Source organism: Mycobacterium sp. KBS0706, from assembly GCF_005938675.2.
In the GTDB taxonomy this organism is placed as follows: domain Bacteria; phylum Pseudomonadota; class Alphaproteobacteria; order DSM-16000; family Inquilinaceae; genus Inquilinus.
The window spans coordinates 61,758-80,680 of record NZ_VCCH02000020.1 but is presented as its reverse complement, the minus strand read 5'-3'; the positions used below and the strand labels follow the sequence as shown (position 1 = coordinate 80,680).

The 18,923-nt window shown below is 70.2% G+C and carries 22 protein-coding genes; 13 read left to right on the top strand and 9 right to left on the bottom strand.

Annotated features, from left to right (window positions below; genetic code table 11):
* Window positions 1–21 precede the first annotated feature (21 nt).
* Window positions 22–651: a FecR domain-containing protein gene (locus FFK22_RS13490; RefSeq protein WP_138887989.1), complete on the top strand. Its 630-nt coding sequence runs from the start codon at window positions 22–24 to the stop codon at window positions 649–651.
* A 15-nt stretch (window positions 652–666) separates the two neighbouring features.
* On the opposite strand, the gene FFK22_RS13485 is transcribed toward FFK22_RS13490, so the two are convergent.
* Window positions 667–924, bottom strand: coding sequence for a hypothetical protein (locus FFK22_RS13485; RefSeq protein WP_138887988.1), 258 nt, complete (start codon window positions 922–924; stop codon window positions 667–669).
* A gap of 147 nt (window positions 925–1,071) precedes the next feature.
* On the opposite strand from FFK22_RS13485, the gene gpt reads away from it, so the two are divergent.
* Window positions 1,072–1,566 (top strand): xanthine phosphoribosyltransferase, encoded by a 495-nt coding sequence (gpt, locus tag FFK22_RS13480; RefSeq protein ID WP_138887987.1) that lies wholly within the window; start codon window positions 1,072–1,074, stop codon window positions 1,564–1,566.
* 13 nt (window positions 1,567–1,579) lie between these two features.
* Window positions 1,580–2,740 carry a Xaa-Pro peptidase family protein gene (locus tag FFK22_RS13475; protein WP_138887986.1) on the top strand — a complete coding sequence of 387 codons (1,161 nt, stop codon included), beginning with the start codon at window positions 1,580–1,582 and terminating at the stop codon, window positions 2,738–2,740.
* Here the strand turns inward: FFK22_RS13475 and FFK22_RS13470 are convergent.
* The 5 genes from FFK22_RS13470 to FFK22_RS13450 form a co-directional block, all read right to left on the bottom strand.
* Window positions 2,737–3,354 carry a glutathione S-transferase gene (locus FFK22_RS13470; protein WP_138887985.1) on the bottom strand — a complete coding sequence of 206 codons (618 nt, stop codon included), beginning with the start codon at window positions 3,352–3,354 and terminating at the stop codon, window positions 2,737–2,739. The genes FFK22_RS13475 and FFK22_RS13470 overlap by 4 nt on opposite strands.
* A gap of 95 nt (window positions 3,355–3,449) precedes the next feature.
* Entirely contained in the window at window positions 3,450–4,280 is an 831-nt protein-coding gene (locus FFK22_RS13465; RefSeq protein ID WP_138887984.1) for an ABC transporter permease, read from the bottom strand.
* A gap of 2 nt (window positions 4,281–4,282) precedes the next feature.
* Window positions 4,283–5,230 (bottom strand): ABC transporter permease, encoded by a 948-nt coding sequence (locus FFK22_RS13460; protein WP_138887983.1) that lies wholly within the window; start codon window positions 5,228–5,230, stop codon window positions 4,283–4,285.
* Between the two features lie 334 nt (window positions 5,231–5,564).
* Entirely contained in the window at window positions 5,565–7,037 is a 1,473-nt protein-coding gene (locus tag FFK22_RS13455) for an ABC transporter substrate-binding protein (protein ID WP_221938573.1), read from the bottom strand.
* A gap of 96 nt (window positions 7,038–7,133) precedes the next feature.
* Window positions 7,134–8,153: a P1 family peptidase gene (locus tag FFK22_RS13450; protein WP_138887981.1), complete on the bottom strand. Its 1,020-nt coding sequence runs from the start codon at window positions 8,151–8,153 to the stop codon at window positions 7,134–7,136.
* Between the two features lie 106 nt (window positions 8,154–8,259).
* Here FFK22_RS13450 and FFK22_RS13445 point away from each other — a divergent pair, with 106 nt between their 5' ends.
* Both FFK22_RS13445 and FFK22_RS13440 read left to right on the top strand, forming a co-directional pair.
* Window positions 8,260–9,447 carry a class I SAM-dependent rRNA methyltransferase gene (locus FFK22_RS13445; RefSeq protein ID WP_138887980.1) on the top strand — a complete coding sequence of 396 codons (1,188 nt, stop codon included), beginning with the start codon at window positions 8,260–8,262 and terminating at the stop codon, window positions 9,445–9,447.
* A gap of 67 nt (window positions 9,448–9,514) precedes the next feature.
* Window positions 9,515–10,774: an ABC transporter substrate-binding protein gene (locus tag FFK22_RS13440; protein WP_138887979.1), complete on the top strand. Its 1,260-nt coding sequence runs from the start codon at window positions 9,515–9,517 to the stop codon at window positions 10,772–10,774.
* 39 nt (window positions 10,775–10,813) lie between these two features.
* On the opposite strand, the gene FFK22_RS13435 is transcribed toward FFK22_RS13440, so the two are convergent.
* Window positions 10,814–11,332 carry a DinB family protein gene (locus FFK22_RS13435; RefSeq protein ID WP_138887978.1) on the bottom strand — a complete coding sequence of 173 codons (519 nt, stop codon included), beginning with the start codon at window positions 11,330–11,332 and terminating at the stop codon, window positions 10,814–10,816.
* Between the two features lie 189 nt (window positions 11,333–11,521).
* Between FFK22_RS13435 and FFK22_RS13430 the strand changes: the two genes are divergently transcribed.
* Both FFK22_RS13430 and FFK22_RS13425 read left to right on the top strand, forming a co-directional pair.
* Window positions 11,522–11,797: an AbrB/MazE/SpoVT family DNA-binding domain-containing protein gene (locus FFK22_RS13430; protein WP_138887977.1), complete on the top strand. Its 276-nt coding sequence runs from the start codon at window positions 11,522–11,524 to the stop codon at window positions 11,795–11,797.
* Window positions 11,784–12,173, top strand: a complete 390-nt coding sequence (locus tag FFK22_RS13425; RefSeq protein ID WP_138887976.1) for a type II toxin-antitoxin system VapC family toxin — start codon at window positions 11,784–11,786, stop codon at window positions 12,171–12,173. The genes FFK22_RS13430 and FFK22_RS13425 overlap by 14 nt, the downstream gene beginning before the upstream one ends.
* A gap of 24 nt (window positions 12,174–12,197) precedes the next feature.
* Here FFK22_RS13425 and FFK22_RS13420 read toward each other — a convergent pair whose 3' ends face one another.
* Window positions 12,198–12,962, bottom strand: coding sequence for a methyltransferase domain-containing protein (locus FFK22_RS13420; protein ID WP_138887975.1), 765 nt, complete (start codon window positions 12,960–12,962; stop codon window positions 12,198–12,200).
* 149 nt (window positions 12,963–13,111) lie between these two features.
* Between FFK22_RS13420 and rpmH the strand changes: the two genes are divergently transcribed.
* The 6 genes from rpmH to argB all read left to right on the top strand — a co-directional run bounded on the left by rpmH (window position 13,112) and on the right by argB (window position 17,536).
* Window positions 13,112–13,246: a 50S ribosomal protein L34 gene (rpmH, locus tag FFK22_RS13415; protein ID WP_138887974.1), complete on the top strand. Its 135-nt coding sequence runs from the start codon at window positions 13,112–13,114 to the stop codon at window positions 13,244–13,246.
* Window positions 13,247–13,273: 27 nt separating this feature from the next.
* A complete protein-coding gene (rnpA, locus tag FFK22_RS13410) occupies window positions 13,274–13,699 on the top strand; it encodes a ribonuclease P protein component (protein WP_138887973.1) in 426 nt (141 codons plus the stop codon).
* On the top strand, window positions 13,696–13,983 hold the full coding sequence (gene yidD / locus FFK22_RS13405) for a membrane protein insertion efficiency factor YidD (RefSeq protein WP_138887972.1): 288 nt from the start codon (window positions 13,696–13,698) through the stop codon (window positions 13,981–13,983). Before rnpA ends, yidD begins: the two co-directional genes overlap by 4 nt.
* Window positions 13,984–14,046: 63 nt before the next feature.
* The gene (gene yidC / locus FFK22_RS13400) at window positions 14,047–15,891 is read left to right on the top strand and encodes a membrane protein insertase YidC (RefSeq protein WP_138887971.1); all 1,845 of its coding nucleotides are present in this window, start codon (window positions 14,047–14,049) and stop codon (window positions 15,889–15,891) included.
* On the top strand, window positions 15,888–16,550 hold the full coding sequence (gene yihA / locus FFK22_RS13395; protein ID WP_138887970.1) for a ribosome biogenesis GTP-binding protein YihA/YsxC: 663 nt from the start codon (window positions 15,888–15,890) through the stop codon (window positions 16,548–16,550). Before yidC ends, yihA begins: the two co-directional genes overlap by 4 nt.
* 71 nt (window positions 16,551–16,621) lie before the next feature.
* Entirely contained in the window at window positions 16,622–17,536 is a 915-nt protein-coding gene (argB, locus tag FFK22_RS13390; protein ID WP_138887969.1) for an acetylglutamate kinase, read from the top strand.
* Between the two features lie 156 nt (window positions 17,537–17,692).
* Here argB and FFK22_RS13385 read toward each other — a convergent pair whose 3' ends face one another.
* The gene (locus FFK22_RS13385) at window positions 17,693–18,922 is read right to left on the bottom strand and encodes a Zn-dependent hydrolase (protein WP_138887968.1); all 1,230 of its coding nucleotides are present in this window, start codon (window positions 18,920–18,922) and stop codon (window positions 17,693–17,695) included.
* Window position 18,923 lies beyond the last annotated feature (1 nt).

Below are 18,923 nucleotides of genomic sequence, written 5' to 3'. Positions count from 1 at the left end.
CTCTCGGAAAGGGAGATTGCGATGTCACGACGTTCACGCTCCGCGGGGCTGGTCTTCGCCTGCCTGCTGCTGCCGGCCGCGGCCCTAGCCCAGGACCGCCCTAAGATCGGGCAGGTCGACCGGCTCGAACCGGCGGCCGGCGCCTTCTACCAGGGCCAGGACCGGCTGCTCGACCCCGCTTCGTCGGTGTTCCTCGACGACACGCTGTGGACCGGCCCGCAGTCGCGGCTGCAGGTCAAGCTCGACGACGGCACCGAGCTGACGCTCGGGCCTGCGGCGCGCCTGCTGGTCGACCGCTTCGCCTATGGCGGGGCGGATGGCGGCGCCACCCTGGCGCTGCGCCGGCTGCAGGGCGCCTTCCAGTTCGTCGGCGGCGGCGTCGAGCAGGCGCCCAACCACAGCGTCACCATCGAGACCGGGGTGGCCACGCTCGGGGTGCGCGGCACCCGCTTCTTCGCCGGCCCGATCGACGGCGCCTTCGGCGTCCTGGTCCTCGACGGCGCGGTCGAGGTCTCGACCGATGCCGGCTCGGTGACGCTCGGCCCCGGCGAGGGGACGGCGGTGACCAGCCGCAAGGAGCCGCCGGGCGCGGTCAAGCGCTGGCCGGCCGAGAAGGTCCAGCGGGCGTTGGCGATGGTCGGCTTCCGCTGAGGGACGCCGAGGCCCCTACAGGCCGAGGTCGCGCTTGATCTCGGCCAGGACGGCGCAGGCCTTGTTCGGATCCTGGGCGCTGATCGAGGGCAGCGACTGGATCTTGCCCGAGATCTCGGACAGCTTGGCCTCGGGCAACGACCCGTCGCGCACCTTGGCGCCCCAGGCCGCGACCACGGCCGCGGATTCGGCGTTCACGTCGCAGGATTCGGCGGCCAAAGCGGGGCCGGCGACAACGGCGAGGAGGGCGGCGGTCAGGACGAGGCGGAACATACGATTCTCTGTGCAGCGCAGCCGCAGAGGGCTGCAGGGCGGAGAATCGCGGGCAAGCATGGCGAGATCAAGGCCGGCACACCCTTCCGGTGCCGGTCCGGTTGCGCTATGAAGCGCGAATTCCCCAGGGGTGTTGGAGAACCGTAGATGGCCGAGCACGCGTCGTTCCGGAAGGATTTCCCGGTCTCCTGGGAGGAGCTGCACCGCAACGCCCGTGCCCTGGCCTGGCGCCTGGCCGAGCTGGGGCCGTGGAAGGGCATCGTCGCCATCACCCGCGGCGGGCTGGTGCCGGCCGCGATCCTGGCGCGCGAGCTCGACGTCCGGCTGATCGACACGGTCTGCGTCTCGACTTACGACCACCAGGACATGCGGGAATCCAAGATCCTGAAGGCGCCGGTCGAGGGTGACGGCGAGGGCTGGCTGATCGTCGACGACCTGGTCGACACCGGCCGCACCGCCCGGGTGGTGCGCGACCTGCTGCCGAAGGCGCATTTCGCCACGGTCTACGCCAAGCCGGCCGGCCGGCCGCTGGTCGACACCTTCATCACCGAGGTCAGCCAGGACACCTGGATCTTCTTCCCCTGGGACATCGAATACCGCTACGCCGAGCCGATCGCCGAGATCCGCGCCCAGAAACGCTGAAGCGAGCGCCGCCATGCCGATCCATTTCGAGGCGTCGGAGCTGGTGGACCGCCGCCGCCGCGTCTGTGCCGAGATCGTCGCCCGCGGCCTCGACGGCCTGCTGGTGTTCCGCCAGGAGTCGCTGTACTGGCTGACCGGCTACGACACCTTCGGCTACGTCTATTTCCAGTGCCTGTGGCTGGGCGTGGACGGGCGGATGACGCTGCTGACCCGCTCCGCCGACGAACGCCAAGCGTACTTCACCTCGGTGATCGAGGATGTCCGGGTCTGGGTCGATCGGGCGGGGTCGGAGCCGGCGGACGACCTGCTGAAGATCCTTGATGAATACGATGTCCGCGGCAACAAGGTCGGCGTCGAATGGGACGCCTACGGCCTCACGGCTGCGCTGGGCTTCCGGCTCAAGGCCAAGCTCGACGGCTACGCGCAGCACGAGGATGCCTCCGACCTCGTCTCCCGCTTCCGGCTGATCAAGAGCCCGGCCGAGCTGGTCTATGTCCGCGAGGCGGCGAAGTTGGCCGACGCGGCCTATGATGAGGCGGTGAAGCTGACCAGGCCCGGCGCCTTCGAGGGCGACATCCTGGCGGCGATGCAGGGCGCGGTGTGGCGCGGCGGCGGCGACGACCCGGCCAACGAGTTCATCATCGGTTCCGGCCCCGGCGCCCTGATGTGCCGCTACTTCACCGGCCGGCGGCACCTGTCGGCCGAGGACCAGCTGACGCTGGAATTCGCCGGCACCTATCGCCACTACCACGCCTGCCTGATGCGGACCCTGCTGGTCGGCAAGGCCTCGCCGGAGCATCGGGCGATGCACCGGGCGGCGGTCGACGCGCTGGAGGCGGCGAAGGCGGCGCTGAAGCCGGGCCACCCGCTCGGCGACGTGTTCGACGCCCACGCAAGGGTGGCCGATGCCGCCGGCCTGCGCCACGCCCGGCTGAATGCCTGCGGCTATTCGCTCGGCACCACCTTCGCGCCGAACTGGATGGACTCGCCCAGCCTGTCGATGTTCTTCCACGGCAACCCGACGCTGGCGGCGCCCGGGATGGTGTTCTTCATCCACATCATCCTCTACGACAGCGACCGCGGCCTGGCCATGACCTCGGGCCAGACCGTGCTGGTCACCGACACCGGCTGCGAGCCGCTGACCCTGGCGCCGACGGACCTCGTGGTGGCCTAGTCGTGGGTCTCGCCTGACAGCGGCGTCGCCAGCATCGACGGGCGGCGGCTGAAGGCGTCGAACCAGGCGGACAGGCGCGGCCGGCCGGGGCGGAACTCCGGCAGGCCGCGGAACTCCAGCCAGCTCAGCGCCGTGGCCAGGGCGATCTGGCCCAGCTCGACCGGGCCGTCGAGATCGACCTCGCGCTCGATGAAGTCGTAGCCCGCCTGCAGCTTCGCCGCCTGGCCCTCGGCCAGGGCCGGGTAGCGCAGCGCCTCTGGCCGCCGTTCCGTCTCCCAGCGCAGGGCGATGCCGGCATCGGCCAACCCCTGGGCCAGGGCCTGCAGCCGCAGGGCCAGGGCGCGCGCCCGGCCGGCGGGCGGGATCAGCTTCGGCCCGTCATGCAGCCCGTCCAGATGGTCGCAGATCGCCACGCTGTCGAACAGCGCCAGCCCGTCTTCGCAGATCAGCACCGGCACCTTGCCCAGCGGGTTGGCGGCGAACACCGCCTCGTTGCGCCGGGTCGGGCTGGTCTCGTGATGGATCACCTCGATCCGGCCGGCCAGGCCAGCCTCATGCGCCATCACCAGCACCTTGCGGGCGTAGGGGGAATGGGTCTGGTACAGCAGCTGCATGGTCGGGTCCCGGCGTGGGTGGAGGTGCCGTGACCCTATCCGCCCGCCTGCGGGAGGTGCGCGCGATGATCGCGCCTGCACGCAAGGTTTTTGCGTCAGCCGATCCGGCCGACCTTCATCCGCGGGTCCAACAGGTCGCGCAGGCCGTCGCCGATCAGGTTCAGGCCCAGCACCGCCACGGCGATGGCCAGCCCCGGGAACACCGCCTGCAACGGCGCCTGGGCCAGCAGCGTCTGCGCGTCCAGCAGCATCTTGCCCCAGCTGGCCTGCGGCGGCTGGGTGCCGAGGCCGAGATAGCCCAAGGCCGCCTCCGCCAGGATGGCGATTGCGAACTGGATCGTCGCCTGCACGATCAGGGCGTTGGCCATGTTCGGCAGCACGTGGCGCAGCGCGATGTCCAGCCGCGACCGGCCCAGCGACTGGGCGGCGCGGACGAAGTCGCGGCCATAGACCACCAGGGCGGCGCCGCGCGACACCCGGGCGAAGACGGCGATGTTGAAGATGCCGATCGCCAGGATGGCGTTGACCGCGCCAGGGCCCAGCAGGGCGGTGATCAGGATGGCGCTGAGGATCGCCGGGAAGGCGAAGGTCAGGTCGATGGCGCGGCCCAGGATCTCGTCGGTCCAACCGCGCCGGGCCGCGGCCCACAGGCCGAGCGGCACGCCGATGACGAGGCCGATCACGACCGCGACCACCCCGACCGCGACCGAGGTGCGGGCGCCGACCATGATGCGCGACAGCGTGTCCCGCCCCAGCTGGTCGGTGCCCAGCCAGTGCAGTGCGCCCGGCCCCTGCAGCTTCTGGGGGATCGAGATGGCGTTCGGCGGAAAGGGCGTCCAGACCAGGCTGACCACCGCCATGCCGATGAACACAAGGCACAGGATCAGGCCGAGGGCGAAGCCGCGATGGGCGAGCAGCCGGAGCATCGTCACCCCGCCTGCTTCGGCCGCGGGTCGATCACGGCATAGACCACATCGACCAGGAAGTTGACGGTGACGACGATGGCGGCCAGCAGCACCACGACGTCCTTGACCACGATCAGGTCGCGCTGGGCGATGGCCTGGAAGGCCAGGCGGCCCAGCCCGGGCAGGGTGAACACGTTCTCCACCACCACCGCGCCGGCCATCAGGAAGCCGAACTGCAGCCCGATGATGGTGGCGACCGGGATCAGGGCGTTGCGCAGCACGTGGCGGCGCAGCACCTCGCCCCGGCTCAGCCCCTTGGCCCGGGCGGTGCGGACATAGTCCTCGCGCATCGTCTCCAGCATCGCCGAGCGGACGATGCGGGCCAGGATCGCCGCCTCGGTCAGGGCCAGGGCTGCGGCCGGCAGAACCAGCGCCTGCAGCGCCGCGCCCCAGCCGGCGGACCAGCCGGGGAAACCGCCGGCGCCGAACCAGCCGAGCTGCAGCGCGAACAGCCAGATCAGCATGATGCCGACCCAGAAGCTGGGCACGGCGAGGCCGAGCTGGCTGAACCCCATCACCCCCCAGTCGCCGACCCGGTTGTGCTTCACCGCGGCCAGCATGCCGAGCGGGATGGCCAGCGTGGTCGACAGCAGCAGGGCCAGCAGCGCCAGCGGGGCGGTCACCGCCAGCCGGTCGCCGACCAGCTTCGCCACCGGCATCTTGTAGGTGTAGCTGGTGCCGAAATCGCCGGTCAGGGCGCCGCCGACCCAGTCTAGGTAGCGGACCGGCGCCGGCCGGTCGAGGCCCATCTGGCTGCGCAGCGCCGCCAGCGTGTCCTCGCGCGCCTCGGTGCCCAGCATCAGGAGCGCCGGGTCGCCGGGCAACACCTCGAGCACGGTGAACACCACGACCGAGGCGGCGAACAGCGTGAACAGCAGCGTCACCACCCGCCGCCCCAGGAAGCCGAGCATCAGGCGCTCCGGGCCGCAGAGAGAGAGCAACCCTTCCTAGTCCCCCCTCCGTAAGGGCTACGGCACTCACGCGTCGTCTCTTTTGAGTCCCCCCTCCCCTTGCGGGAGGGAGGTAGGGGGAGGGGGTTCTCTCGGATCGAGCCGGCCCAGACTGTCGCAAACCGGCACGGACGGCGAATTCGGTGCCCTGCCCATCCGCGCGCGGACGCGCGCAGACCCCTCCTCCTGCCCCCCTCCCGCAAGGGGAGGGGGGACTTAAAAAAGCTCACTTCAAAGATGTGTGAATCCGATAGCCCGCGAGGGGAGGGGGGACTCGATCTGCGCCGGCTTCCCCTCATTCCGCCCAATAGGCCTTGGTCATGTCGTTGGCGGCGATCGGGCTGTTCTTCCACATCCCCATCAGCTTGGCGTTGCGCACGCCGGTCTTGGGCAGCTGAAACAGGAACACCGCCGCCTCGTCATCGGACAGGATCTGCTGCGCCTGCTGGTACAGGGCCTTGCGCTGCTCCGGGTCCACCGTGCTGTTCAGCTGCTGGATCACCTGGTCGAAGGCCGGGTTGTCGTAGCCGAAATAGTACTTGTCCTTGCCGCGGGCGTAGATGTCGATGTCCAGCGCCTCGGTGTGGGCGACGATGGTCATGTCGTAGTCGAAGCCCTTGAACACCTGCTCCAGCCACTGCGCCCATTCCACCGGCACCAGCTCGACCTGGACTCCGATCTCGGCCAGCTGCGCCTGGATGATCTCGCCGCTGCGGCGGGCATAGCCGGGCGGGGGCAGCTTCAGGGTCGCCTTGAAGCCGTCCGGATAGCCGGCCTCGGCCAGCAGCGCCTTGGCCTTGGCCGGGTCGTAGGGATAGGCGCCGGTCAGGTCCTTGTAGGCGGCCTCATAGGGGGCGAAATGGCTGCCGATCGGGGTGCCGTAGCCGAACATCGCGCCGTCGATCAGCGCCTGGCGGTCGATCGCCATGGCCAGCGCCCGCCGCACCTTGACGTCGCCGAACGGCTTGCGGCGCTGGTTCACCGCCATCACGGTCTCGCCGGCGGTGGTGCCGATCTCGACCGCGAAGCGCGGATCGGCCTTGAACTGGTCCAGCGTCTCGGGCGCCGGCATGTTCGGGAAGGCGTCGATGTCGCCCGACATCACCGCGGCCGAGGCCGCCGCCGGGTCGGCGACGAAGCGGAAGATCAGCCGGTTCAGCTTCGGCTTCTCGCCGGCATAGGCGTCGGTGCGATCGAGCGTGACATGGTCGCCCGGCACCCATTCGACGAATTTGAACGGGCCGGTGCCGATCGGGTGGGTGCCGTTGTCGGCGGCGGAGTTCGGCGCCACGATCAGCGCCGCCGCCTGGCCGAGATGGAACAGGAACAGCCCGTCCGGATGCGACAGGGTGATCACCACCTGGTCCGCCGCCGGGGTGTCGACCGACTGGATCGGCTCGAAGAAGACCTTCTGCGGATTGGTCGAATCGGCGGCGCGGGCGCGGTCCAGCGAGAACTTCACCGCCTCGCTGTCGAATTTGGTGCCGTCATGGAAGGTGGTGCCGCGGCGCAGGGTGAAGGTGTAGGTCAGCCCGTCGTCGGACACCTTCCATTCGGTGGCCAGCCCCGGCTGCACCTGGCCGTTCTCATCGATCCGGGTCAGGCCCTCGAACAGGTTGGCATAGACCACCTCGGCGATGGCCGCGGCGGCGCCGCCGGTCGGGTCCAGGTTCGGCGGCTCCAGCACCATGCCGATCACGGCCTGGTCCTTGGCGGCCAGCGCCGGCGTTGCGATCAGCCCGGCCGCCAGCATGGCGGCTGCGAGCATGCCCCTGATCCCCATCGCATTCTCCCTGTGCCGGTGGACCGAATCCCCCGGCCCTTCGCGTTCGCGGCGAATGATGGCAGCGCCGCCGGGGCGGGTTCAAGGCTTGCTGTATTTCTCCCGCCAGCCCTGGTGCTGGTCCAGCGTTTCGGCATGCCAGACGCCCCGGGCGATGGCGCGGGCGACGCAGTCGGCGGCGATGGCGCCGATCCGGGCCAGGGCCACGGCTCGCGGCTCCGGCAACGGCACGGCGCCGGTGGCCAGGGCGAAGATGGTGTCGCCGTCCATCGGCGTGTGCACCGGGCGGATGGCGCGGGCCAGGCCGTCCTGGGCCATGATCGCCAGCCGCTGCGCCTCGACCTTGGTCAGGGCGGCGTCGACCGCCACGATGCCGATCGTGGTGTTGCCGCCGGCGGCCGGTTCGGCCGCGGCGGGATGGCGGAACAGCACCGGCTCCGGTCCTGCGGGGCCGGTCGGGCGGTGCGGGCCGCCGAACTCGCCCTCCTGCTCCCAGGGCCAGGCCCAGAAGGTGCCGTCCGGCATGGTCACGGCGCCGACCGGGTTGGCGGCGACCAGCGCGCCGATGGTGGCGCCGATCTCGGGATCTACCGCCGAGGCGGTGCCCAGCCCGCCCTTGCAGGTCGCGGTCTTGGCCCCGGTGCCGGCCCCGGCATTGCCCTGGCGCACCCAGGTGCCGGCGGCGTCGCAGGCGGCCAGCGCCAGGGCGCGATAGGGCGGGGTGTCGCCCCAGCCCTTGTCGCCGCCATTGGTCAGGTCGAACAGGATTGCGGCCGGCACGATCGGCACCCGGACGTTGCCCACCGGATGACCGCGGCCGCGCGCGGCGAGCCAGGCGACGACGCCCGACGCAGCCTCCAGCCCATGCACCGACCCGCCGGACAGCACGACGGCGTCGATCGCCTCGACCAGGCAGGTCGGGTCGAGGGCATCGGTGTCGCGGGTGCCGGGGGCGCCGCCGCGGACATCCACGGCAGCGGTGCAGTGGATCTCGGGCAGCAGCACGGTCACGCCGGTGCGCACGGCCATGTCTTCGGCCTGGCCGACCAGCAGACCGGCGATGTCGGTAATGGAATTGTGCGGGCCTGGGCGTATGGTCATGGGGGTCTCTGCTGCGGCGGCACGGCCAGCAGACTAGACGGGCCGGTGCGGCGTCAACGCCGATCGTGGTTCCCGTCCTGCGGCCACCACCCTATGCTCCGCCGCCATGACCGACCTGCCGCTCATCCGCCTGCAGCCCGGCCGCGACAAGCGCGTCGCCGCCGGCCATCCCTGGATCTTCTCGAATGAGATCGCCATGACGCCGGAGCTGCGCGAGGTGCCGCTCGGCGCCCCGGTGCGGGTCGAGGCGGCCAGCGGCAAATCTCTCGGTATCGGCGGTTTCAACCGGCACGCGCTGATCGCGGTGCGCATGCTCGACCGCAGCCCGGACACGGCGATCGACACTGGTTTCCTGCGCCGGCGCCTGGCCGCGGCGCTGGCGCTGCGTGACACGCTGTTCGACCGGCCCTTCTACCGCCTGGTCCATGCCGAGGCCGACGGGCTGCCGGGATTGATCATCGACCGCTACGGCGACGTGCTGGTGCTGCAGAGCAACACGGCGCTGATGGATCGGCTGGAGGCGTCGCTCTGCGATGCGCTGGAGGATCTGCTGCAGCCCCGCGCCATCGTGCTGCGCAACGACAGCGCCGTGCGCGGCCTGGAAGGGCTGGCGGAGGAGGTGCGTGTCGCCCGCGGCACCCTCGACGGCCCGGTCGCGGTGGAGGAGAACGGCGCGAGCTTCGAGGCCGACCCGCTCGGCGGCCAGAAGACCGGCTGGTTCTTCGACCAGCGCGACAACCGCGCCTTCGTGGCGAAGCTGGCCCGCGGCCGGCGGCTGCTCGACGTCTACACCCATACCGGCGGCTTCGGCATCCAGGCGGCGCTGGCCGGCGCCGAGGCGGTGACGCTGGTCGACCGCTCGGCCCCGTCGCTGGAGCTGGCGGCGAAGGCCGCGGCCGCCAACGGCGTCGCCGACCGGGTCGCGACGGCCCGCGGCGAAGCCTTCGCCGAGCTGGAGCGCCGCGGCGCCGAGGGCGAGCGCTGGCCGGTGGTGGTGGTCGACCCGCCGGCCTTCGTCAAGTCGAAGAAGGACCTCGCCGCCGGCGCGCGGGGCTATGCCAAGCTGGCCCGCCTCGCGGCGCGGATCACCGAGCGCGGCGGCTTCCTCTGCGCCTTTTCCTGCAGCCATCACGTCGACCCGGCGCTGTTCGCCGAGCAGGTGGCGCGCGGCCTGGTCGATGCCGGGCGGATGGGCCGGATCCTACGCCAGTCCGGTGCCGGGCCGGACCATCCAGTGCATCCGCTGCTGCCGGAGAGCGCGTATCTGAAGGGAATCGTCCTGCAACTGGACTGACCGGCGGGGTTGACAATCCGGGCCGCTCCCGCTGGTCTAGACCAGCCAAAAGGGGAGGCCCGAGACAATGACCACCATCCTGACCCGCGCCCTGCTGATGGGCGCGGCGCTCGCCGCGCTGGCCGGCACGGCCCGCGCCGAGGACGTCACCCTGACGATCGAGAGCTGGCGCAACGACGACCTCAAGATCTGGCAGGACAAGATCATCCCGGCCTTCGAGTCGGCGCATCCGGGGATCAAGCTGAACTTCGCGCCCTCGGCGCCGACCGAGTACAACGCCGCGCTGAACGCCAAGATGGAGGGCGGGGTCGCCGGCGACATCGTCGCCTGCCGCGCCTTCGACGCCTCGCTGGCCTTGTTCCAGAAGGGCCATCTGGCGCCGGTCAACGACCTCAAGGGCATCGACGCCTTCCCGGAGGCATCGCGGACGGCCTGGAGCACGGATGACGGCAAGACCACCTATTGCGTGCCGGTCGGCTCGGTGATCGGCGGCTTCATCTACAACAAGCAGATCTTCGACAAGCTCGGCCTGACCCCGCCGCAGACCGAGGCCGAGTTCTTCGCCCTGCTCGACAAGATCAAGGCCGCGGGCGAGATCCCGCTGTCGATCGGCAGCGCCGACCAGTGGGAGGCCGCGACCATGGGCTTCCAGAACATCGGCCCGAACCACTGGCAGGGCGACCCCGGCCGCAAGGCGCTGATCGCCGGCACCGCCAAGTTCACCGACGCGCCCTATGTCGCCGCCTGGGCCGAGCTGGCGAAGTGGAAGCCCTATCTGGCCGACGGCTATGAGGCGCAGTCCTACCCGGACAGCCAGAACCTGTTCACCCTCGGCCGTGCCGCGATCTACCCGGCCGGATCATGGGAGATCCCGCTGTTCGAGGCCCAGGCGGACTTCCCGCTCGGCGCCTTCCCGCCGCCGGTGGCGAAGGCGGGCGACCCGTGCTTCATCTCGAACCACACCGATCTCGGCTTCGGCATGAACGCCCACAGCAAGCATCCGGAGGCGGCGCGCGCCTTCCTGGAATGGGTGGCCTCGGCCGAGTTCGCGACGCTCTACACCAACGCGCTGCCGGGCTTCTTCACCCTGTCGACCCACAAGGTCGAGCTGAAGGACCCGCTGGCGGCGGAATTCCAGGGCTGGAAGGACAAGTGCGGCGGCAACATCCGCCTGGCGCACCAGATCCTGTCGCGCGGCAAGCCCAATGTCGACCAGGCGATCTGGAACGTCTCGGCCCAGGTGCTGAACGGCTCGATGACCGCCGAGCAGGCCGGCGCCAAGGTGCAGGAGACCCTCGACGCCTGGTACAAGCCGCCGGGGGAGTGAGAGGACGGTCGGGCTCGTCGCGGGCGAGCCCGACCTCCGTCACGCCAGGGCCGCCGCGTCGGGCCGGTGGAGATAGCTGGTGAAGGTGTCGCGGAACACGCTCTCGCGCCGCAGCGCGATCGGCATCTGCGACAGGATCTGGCCCGCCTGGCCGCGGTGATAGCCGCCATGGGCGATCACATGGGCCAGCATCTCCTCGCGCGACATCCGCCCAGGCGCGCCGTCGGTGAAGGTGAAGGCGATCACCTCCGCGAGCTCGTCCGGGCTCAGCCGCGCGGCGTAGTCGACATACCAGCGGTCGGTGTCCCGGACGGAGGCAGACAGCTCGTCCAGCGCCGGAGCATGGTCGGGTTCGTTGTCGCTGTGTCCGTGTTCGATCCGCTGCAGGTTGGCGGCGAAGATGCGGTCGACGATGTGGGCGTGATTGAGGATGAGGATGGCCGCGTGCCGTTCCGTCTGGAGGGTCTCGCCATTGAGGGCGGCCATGGCTGTCAGCAGCCGGTCATTCGCCCAGGCCTTGTATTGGAACAGGGATGTCAGGAGCGATTGCGTCGTCATCGTGGTCTGTCCGTGACTTGCGTGGAAGATCTGCAGCCATGCCGACTCGGTCGGACGCCACCCGCCGACAGTCTCGCGCTGATCCCGGCGGAGGTCAAAGCGGGAGCGGCCGGAGGCGCGCGGCAGCTTGAAGTCGGAGCCACCAGTCTCTATCTTACGATCGTCTTACTTTTCCGGGATGAGGGTGTGATGGCCGGCGCGGATCAGCTCACGACCACCGTTTCCACCAAGGGGCAGGTAATCCTGCCCAGCGCCATCCGCCAGCGGCGCGAGTGGCGGCCGGGAACGCGGCTGCTGGTCGAGGAAACGCCCGAAGGCGTGCTGTTGCGGTCCGTCCCGACCTTCCCCGAGACTCGGCCCGAGGACGTGTTCGGGTCGCTTCCCCATAGCGGCAAGCCGAAGTCGCTGGAGGAGATGGACGCAGGGGTGCTCGCCGAGGCCAGGCGGCGGCATGCTCGCGATTGATACCAATCTGATCGTCCGCTACCTGACCGGCGACCATCCCGGCCAGGCTGCCCGCGCCCGTAAGCTGATCGATGGCGAGCCGGTCTTCGCCTCGGTCACGGTCATGCTCGAAGTCGAATGGGTGCTGCGCAGCACCTACGGCTATCGCCCAGCGGATATTGCGCACGCGCTGCGGGCGTTCGCTGGCCTTCCCACGGTAACGGTCGAGGACGGAGCCATCGTCGCCGCCACCCTCGATCTTGCCGAGAAGGGAATGGATTTTGCCGACGCGCTCCATCTCGGCCGATCCGCGCATTGCGAAGGCTTTGCGACCTTCGACCGCAAATTCGTCAAGGCCGCGAAGGCCGCCGGCTGCGAGGGTGTTCGAGAGCCTTGAGGACGGCGATAACCGAATTCTCCCTCAAGCCCCCACCCGGGCCAGCAGCAGCAGGCGGCGGAAGGGGAACAGGGTGCTGCCGTCCGGCTGCGGCGGATAGGCCTGGGCCAGCCGGGCCGAATAGGTGGCGATGAACGCGTCGAGCTCCGGCCCCGACAGCGCCGCCATCACCGGCAGCAGCGCCGTGCCGCGCACCCAGTGCAGCACCGGGTTGTCGCCCTTCAGCACATGCAGGTATTCGGTCTCCCAGATGTCGAGCGCGGCGGTGCGCGGCGCCAGCAGGTCGTAATAGGCGGCCGGGGTGCCGACCGGCGGGCGGCGCAGCGGGATCCGGCCGGACCAGGGCGACTCCGAGGCCAGAGCCCGCATCAGCACATGGCTCGGCGCATCGAAGTTGCGCGGCATCTGCACCGCAAGCACGCCGCCGGGGGCCAGGAAGGACAGCAGGCGCGGCACCAGCGCGTCATGCCCCTCCAGCCATTGCAGCGCGGCGTTGGAGAAGATCACGTCGACCGGCTCCGCCGGGGCCCAGTCGGCGATATCGCCCTCGACCCACTCCAGGTCCGGATGGGTTGCTCGCGCCTCGCGCAGGGCGTTGCGATCGCGGTCCAAACCGGTGACCGTCGCGCGCGGCCAGCGCTCGGACAGCTGCGCCGCCAGGGCGCCAGTGCCGCAGCCGAGGTCGACGATGCGCCGCGCCTCGATATCCGGCAGCCGGGTGATGAGGTCGAGCCCGGGCTGCAGCCGCGGGCCGGCGAATTTCAGCGTGTTCGTCGGATTCCATGTCATGGCGCCCAATCTACCGGAAGATCCGCGTCGAGCGCATCCCCGCACCGAATCCGCGGGCGGATCGATTGACTCGGGCGCCGGTCGTGCCTATAACCCGCGACCGTTTTGCGTCCGGAAGGGCGCAGTAGAGCCTATCCGGAGTTCCGATCGTGAAGAGAACCTTTCAGCCCAGCAAGCTGGTGCGTGCGCGCCGCCATGGTTTCCGCGCCCGCATGGCCACCGTCGGCGGCCGCCGCGTGCTGTCCAATCGTCGCGCCAAGGGCCGGAAGCGCCTCTCCGCGTAATCCGGCACTCGCGGCCGGGGTGACCGGATGCGCGTCCGCCTTGACGATCCTTCCCTGATCCGCCTCGGCCGGCTGAAGAAGCGGGCCGAGTTTTTGGCCGTGGCCGGCACGCGCCGCAAATGGGCGCAGCCGGGCGTGATCGTGCAACTGCGCCGCTGGGACCAGGCCGGGACCGACGCCGAGGCGACGGCCGGCTGCGACCTCCGCGTCGGCTACACCGCCAGCCGCAAGGTCGGCAACTCGGTCGCCCGCAACCGGGCGCGCCGCCGCCTGCGCGCCGCCGCCGCCGAGGTGCTGGGCCGCCGGGCAGCGCCGGGCCTCGACCTGGTGCTGATCGCCCGTGGCGAGACCGTCCGCCGGCCCTTCGCCGATCTCGTTGCCGATCTCGACCGCGCGCTGCAGAAGCTGGACGCCGTGCGTCTGGTGGCGGAGGCGGGCGGGGCCGCGGCATGAGCCCGCTGGCCCATGGTCTGCGCGCCCTGGTGATCGGCTACCGCTACAGCCTGTCGGCGCTGATCGGACGCCAATGCCGGTTCGCGCCCACTTGCTCCGCATACGCGATCGAGGCTATTGAGCGGCACGGTGCGATCGCCGGGGGCTGGCTGGCCCTGCGGCGCATCGCGCGTTGCCACCCCTGGGGTGGGTCGGGGTATGACCCCGTGCCCGAGACCCTGACTGCCGGTGAACCCGGTCGTGACGCCTGCTGCGGCGGTGCGGCCCGGCACACCGACAACTGATCGTATTCGACTGACCGGCCGGCCAGATTAAAGGGCAGAGGCCGGGACCGGAGCCCTGATGCGATGACCGACCAGAAGAACCTGATCCTGGCGATCGCCCTTTCGCTGGCCATCCTTCTCGGCTTCCAGTTCCTGTTCCCGACGGCGAAGCCCACCACCCCGTCGGGTCAGCAGCAGACCACCGCCCCCGCCGCCACCACCTCGACGGCCTCGCCCCAGGCCCCGACCACGGTCGGCGGCGCGGCCCAGGCGCCGATGGACCGCGCCCAGGCCCTGGCCCAGAGCCAGCGGGTCAAGATCGAGGCGCCGCGCGTGCACGGCTCGATCAACCTGACCGGCGGCAGGATCGACGACGTCACCCTGCGCGACTACCGCGAGACGGTCGATCCGAACAGTCCCGAGATCGTGCTGCTGACGCCGCTGGGCGGCCCCTCGGCCTATTATGCGGATTACGGCTGGGCCCCGGCCGACACCTCGGTCGTGGTGCCGGGCGCCAGCACGGTGTGGACCGCCGACCGCGAGACGCTGACCGCGGACGCGCCGGTGACGCTGACCTGGGATAACGGCCAGGGGCTGGTGTTCAAGCGCACCATTTCGATCGACGCCAACTACATGTTCACGGTGGTCCAGAGCGTCGTGAACAACACCGACAAGCCGGTGCAACTGGCGCCCTACGGCCGGGTGCTGCGCTTCGGCACGCCGGTGACCCAGGGCTACTACGTGCTGCATGAGGGGCCTTACGGCGTGTTCAACGGCACGCTGGAGGAGAAGACCTACAAAGACATCCAGGACGACAAGGCGGTCAAGAACACCACCACCGGCGGCTGGCTGGGCTTCACCGACAAATACTGGCTGGCGGCGCTGATCCCGGACCAGTCGGTCAAGGTCGACACCCAGTTCCTGCACCAGTCGGACGGCGAGGGCCGCTATCTCGCGACCTACCAGGCCGACGCCGTGACGGTGGCGCCGGGCCAGACCATGGAATCGACCGGCCGGCTGTTCGCCGGTGCCAAGGAGGTCGACCTGATCAGCAGCTATGCCGACACGCTGCACATCACCAAGTTCGACTTCGCCATCGATTTCGGCTGGTTCTGGTTCCTGACCAAGCCGTTCTTCAAGATCCTGGCCTGGATCCACAGCGTCGTCGGCAATTTCGGCGTCGCGATCCTGATCTTCACCCTGGCGCTGAAGCTGCTGTTCTACCCGCTGGCGGACAAGTCCTACCGCTCGATGGCGAAGATGAAGGCGCTGCAGCCGGAGATGGTGAAGCTGCGCGAGCGCTTTGCCGACGACAAGGCCAAGCAGCAGCAGGAGCTGATGGCGCTGTACAAGCGCGAGAAGGTCAACCCGGCCGCCGGCTGCCTGCCGATCATCATCCAGATCCCGGTGTTCTTCGCCCTCTACAAGGTGCTGCTGGTCACCATCGAGATGCGGCACGCGCCGTTCTTCGGCTGGATGCACGACCTGTCGGCGCCCGACCCGACCACGGTGTTCAACCTGTTCGGCCTGATCCCGTGGTCGCCGCCGGCGATGCTGATGATCGGCGCCGCGCCGATCATCATGGGCTTCACCATGTTCCTGCAGCAGAAGCTGAACCCGGCGCCGGCCGACCCGGTCCAGGCCAAGGTGTTCATGCTGCTGCCGATCGTGTTCACCTTCATGCTGGCGCATTTCCCGGTCGGCCTGGTGGTCTACTGGGCGTGGAACAACACGCTGACGATCCTGCAGCAGTGGTCGATCATGAAGCGCATGCATGTGAAGATCTCGGGCGGGGTCGAGGAAGGCGCCGAATCGCCGGTCGCCCTGCCGCCCTCGGTCACCCGCAAGAAGAGCGGCGACGGTGCGTCGAAGCCCCCCACCACTCCGAAGACCGGCGCCACCCGCAAGCCGGCGGGCCGCAAGGGGTGACGGAGCCGCAGGCGGCCGAGCGGGAGGCATTCGGGCCGGAGGCGATTGAGGCGGGGCGGCTGCTGTTCGCGCAGGAATGCCGCTTCACATGGGGCGCCGCGACACTGGACGGGCTGCCGCCCGCGGGGCTGCCGGAGATCGCCTTCGCCGGCCGTTCCAATGTCGGCAAGTCCAGCCTGGTCAACGCCCTGACCGGGCGCAAGACCCTGGCCCGCACCAGCCACACCCCGGGCCGCACCCAGCAGCTGAACTTCTTCGACCTCGGCGGCCGGCTGGCGCTGGTCGACCTGCCGGGCTACGGCTACGCCAAGGTGTCGAAGTCGCTGTCCCAGGGCTGGACCGAGACGCTGAAGGCCTATCTGCGCGGCCGGGCGACGCTGCGCCGGGCTCTGGTGCTGGTCGACGGCCGGCACGGCATCAAGGAGTCCGACGCCGAGATCCTGAAGCTGCTCGACGACACCGCGGTGGCCACCCAGGTGGTGCTGACCAAGATGGACAAGGTCGGCAAGGGCGAGCGCGAGCGCCGGATCCCGGAGGTCGAGATGGTGCTGAAGCGCCACCCGGCCGCTTTCCCGCGGGTGTTCCTGACCAGCAGCGACAGCGGCGAGGGCATCCCCGAGCTGCGCGCCTTCCTCACCGAGATCGCCAAGAACGGCTGACCGCGGTTGATCGCGGCTGCGCGCTGGGGCATGAGAGGGGCGCCGGCAACCGCTCGCAGGAATCGAGCCCGATGACCAAGCCCTTCGCCGCCCCGCCCAAGCTGCCCGCCGCCTCGCTCGACAAGGCCCAGACCCTGGTCGAGGCTCTGCCGTTCATGCGCCGCTACGCCGGCGCTACCTTCGTCATCAAATACGGCGGCAACGCCATGGGCGACGATTCGCTGACCGAGAGCTTCGCCCGCGACGTCGTGCTGCTGAAGCAGGTCGGCATCAACCCGGTCGTGGTCCATGGCGGCGGGCCGCAGATCGGCGCCATGCTGGAGCGGCTGCAGATCAAGTCGGAATTCATCGACGGGCTGCGTGTCACCGACCGCAACACCGTTGACGTGGTCGAGATGGTGCTGTCCGGCAACATCAACAAGCAGATCGTCTCGGCCATCCAGTCGGTCGGCGGCAAGGCGGTCGGCGTCTCCGGCAAGGATGGCGGCCTGATCTCGGCCCGCAAGCTGCAGCGCACCAAGCGCGACCCAGACAGCAACATCGAGCGCATCCTCGACCTCGGCTTCGTCGGTGAGCCGGCGGCGGTGAACCCGGAGATCCTCGAGGCGTTCGAGGACAGCGACTTCATCCCGGTGATCGCGCCGATCGGCGTCGGCCCGCGCGGCGAGAGCTACAACATCAACGCCGACACCGCGGCCGGGGCCATCGCCGCGGCGCTGAACGCCACCCGCTTCTTCCTGCTGACCGACGTCGCCGGCGTGCTGGACAAGGAGAAGACCTTGATCCAGGAGCTGCCGCTGGCCCGGGCGCGCGAGCTGATGACCGACGGCACCATCTCCGGCGGCATGATCCCGAAGCTCGAGACCTGCATCTCGGCGGTCGAGCAGGGGGTCGAGGGCGCGGTGATCATGGACGGCCGGGTGCCGCACGCCGTGCTGCTCGAGGTCTTCACCGAAGGCGGCATCGGGACGTTGATCCGGGCGTAAGCCTCGGGGTAAGGCCAATCCTTTCCTGTCATTGCCGGGCTTGACCCGGCAATCCAGGGGCCACCCGGAGCGGCATCGGCATGGATGCCCGGGTCAAGCCCGGGCATGACAGGATGGGGATTGCGGGAAGGAAGCTAGGGACGCCGAGCGTCGTCCTTACGCTCCCACCAGCCCGGCCACCACGTCCAGCAGCACCTCGGCGCCGGCAGCCAGCTGCTCGGGCGCGGTGAACTCCGCCGGGTTGTGGCTGATGCCGCCGCAGCTGGGCACGAAGATCATCGCCGACGGCGCGATCCGGGCGATCATCTGGGCGTCATGGCCGGCGCCGGAGGTGATGCGCCGCCAGCCATGGCCGCGCCGCTCCGCCGCCTCGGCGACCAGCCGCACCAGCTCCGGGTCGAACCGGACCGGGCTGAACCGGGCCAGCCGCTCGGTCGCGACCTCGACGCCCTCGGCCGCCGCTAGCGTTTCGAGACAGTCGGCCAGCGCGGCTTCGGCGGCCTGCAGCCGTTCCTCGTCCGGGTCGCGCAGGTCGACGGTGAACACCGCCCGGGACGGGATCACGTTGATCGCGTCCGGCTCCAGCCGCAGCGACCCGACCGTGGCCAGAGTGCCGGCATTGGCTCCGGCCACCCGGTCGCGCAGATGGGCGATCACCCGGGCGGCGGCCAGGCCGGCGTCGCGGCGGGCCGTGATCGGCGTGGTGCCGGCATGGTTGGCCGCGCCGGTGATGGTGACGCGCTGCCAGGAGATGCCCTGCAGCGAATCGACGGCGCCGATGGCCAGCCCCTCGGCCTCCAGCACCGGGCCTTGCTCGATATGCAGCTCCAGATAGCAGGCCGGGCGGATTGATCCGGGTTCGAGATTGCCGGCATAGCCGATCCGCGCCAGCTCCTCGCCCAGCACGGCGCCGTCGGTGCCGACCGCGGCCAGGGCGGCGCCGAGCTCCAGCCCGCCGGCATGGACCAGCGACCCCATCATGTCGGGCTGGAACCGCACGCCCTCCTCATTGGTGAAGGCGGCGACCGCGATCGGCCGCGCCGGCGCAGCGCCGGCGGCCCGCAGCGCCTCGACCACCGCCAGCCCTGCCAGAACACCATAGCAGCCGTCATAGATGCCGGCGTCGATCACCGTGTCGATATGCGACCCGATCATCACCGGGTCGGCGTCGCCGGGGGCGGGCCACAGGCCGAAGATGTTGCCGATGCGATCGACGCGCACCTCCAGCCCGGCCTCGCGCATCCATCCCGCCAGCAGGTCGCGGCCCTTGCGGTCGGAGTCGGTCAGCGCCAGCCGGGTCGGCCCGCCGGACGGGCCGCGTCCGACCGCCCCCAGGCGCTGCAGCCGGTCCAGCAGGCGGGCATAGTCGAGGACAGGGGCGGTCATG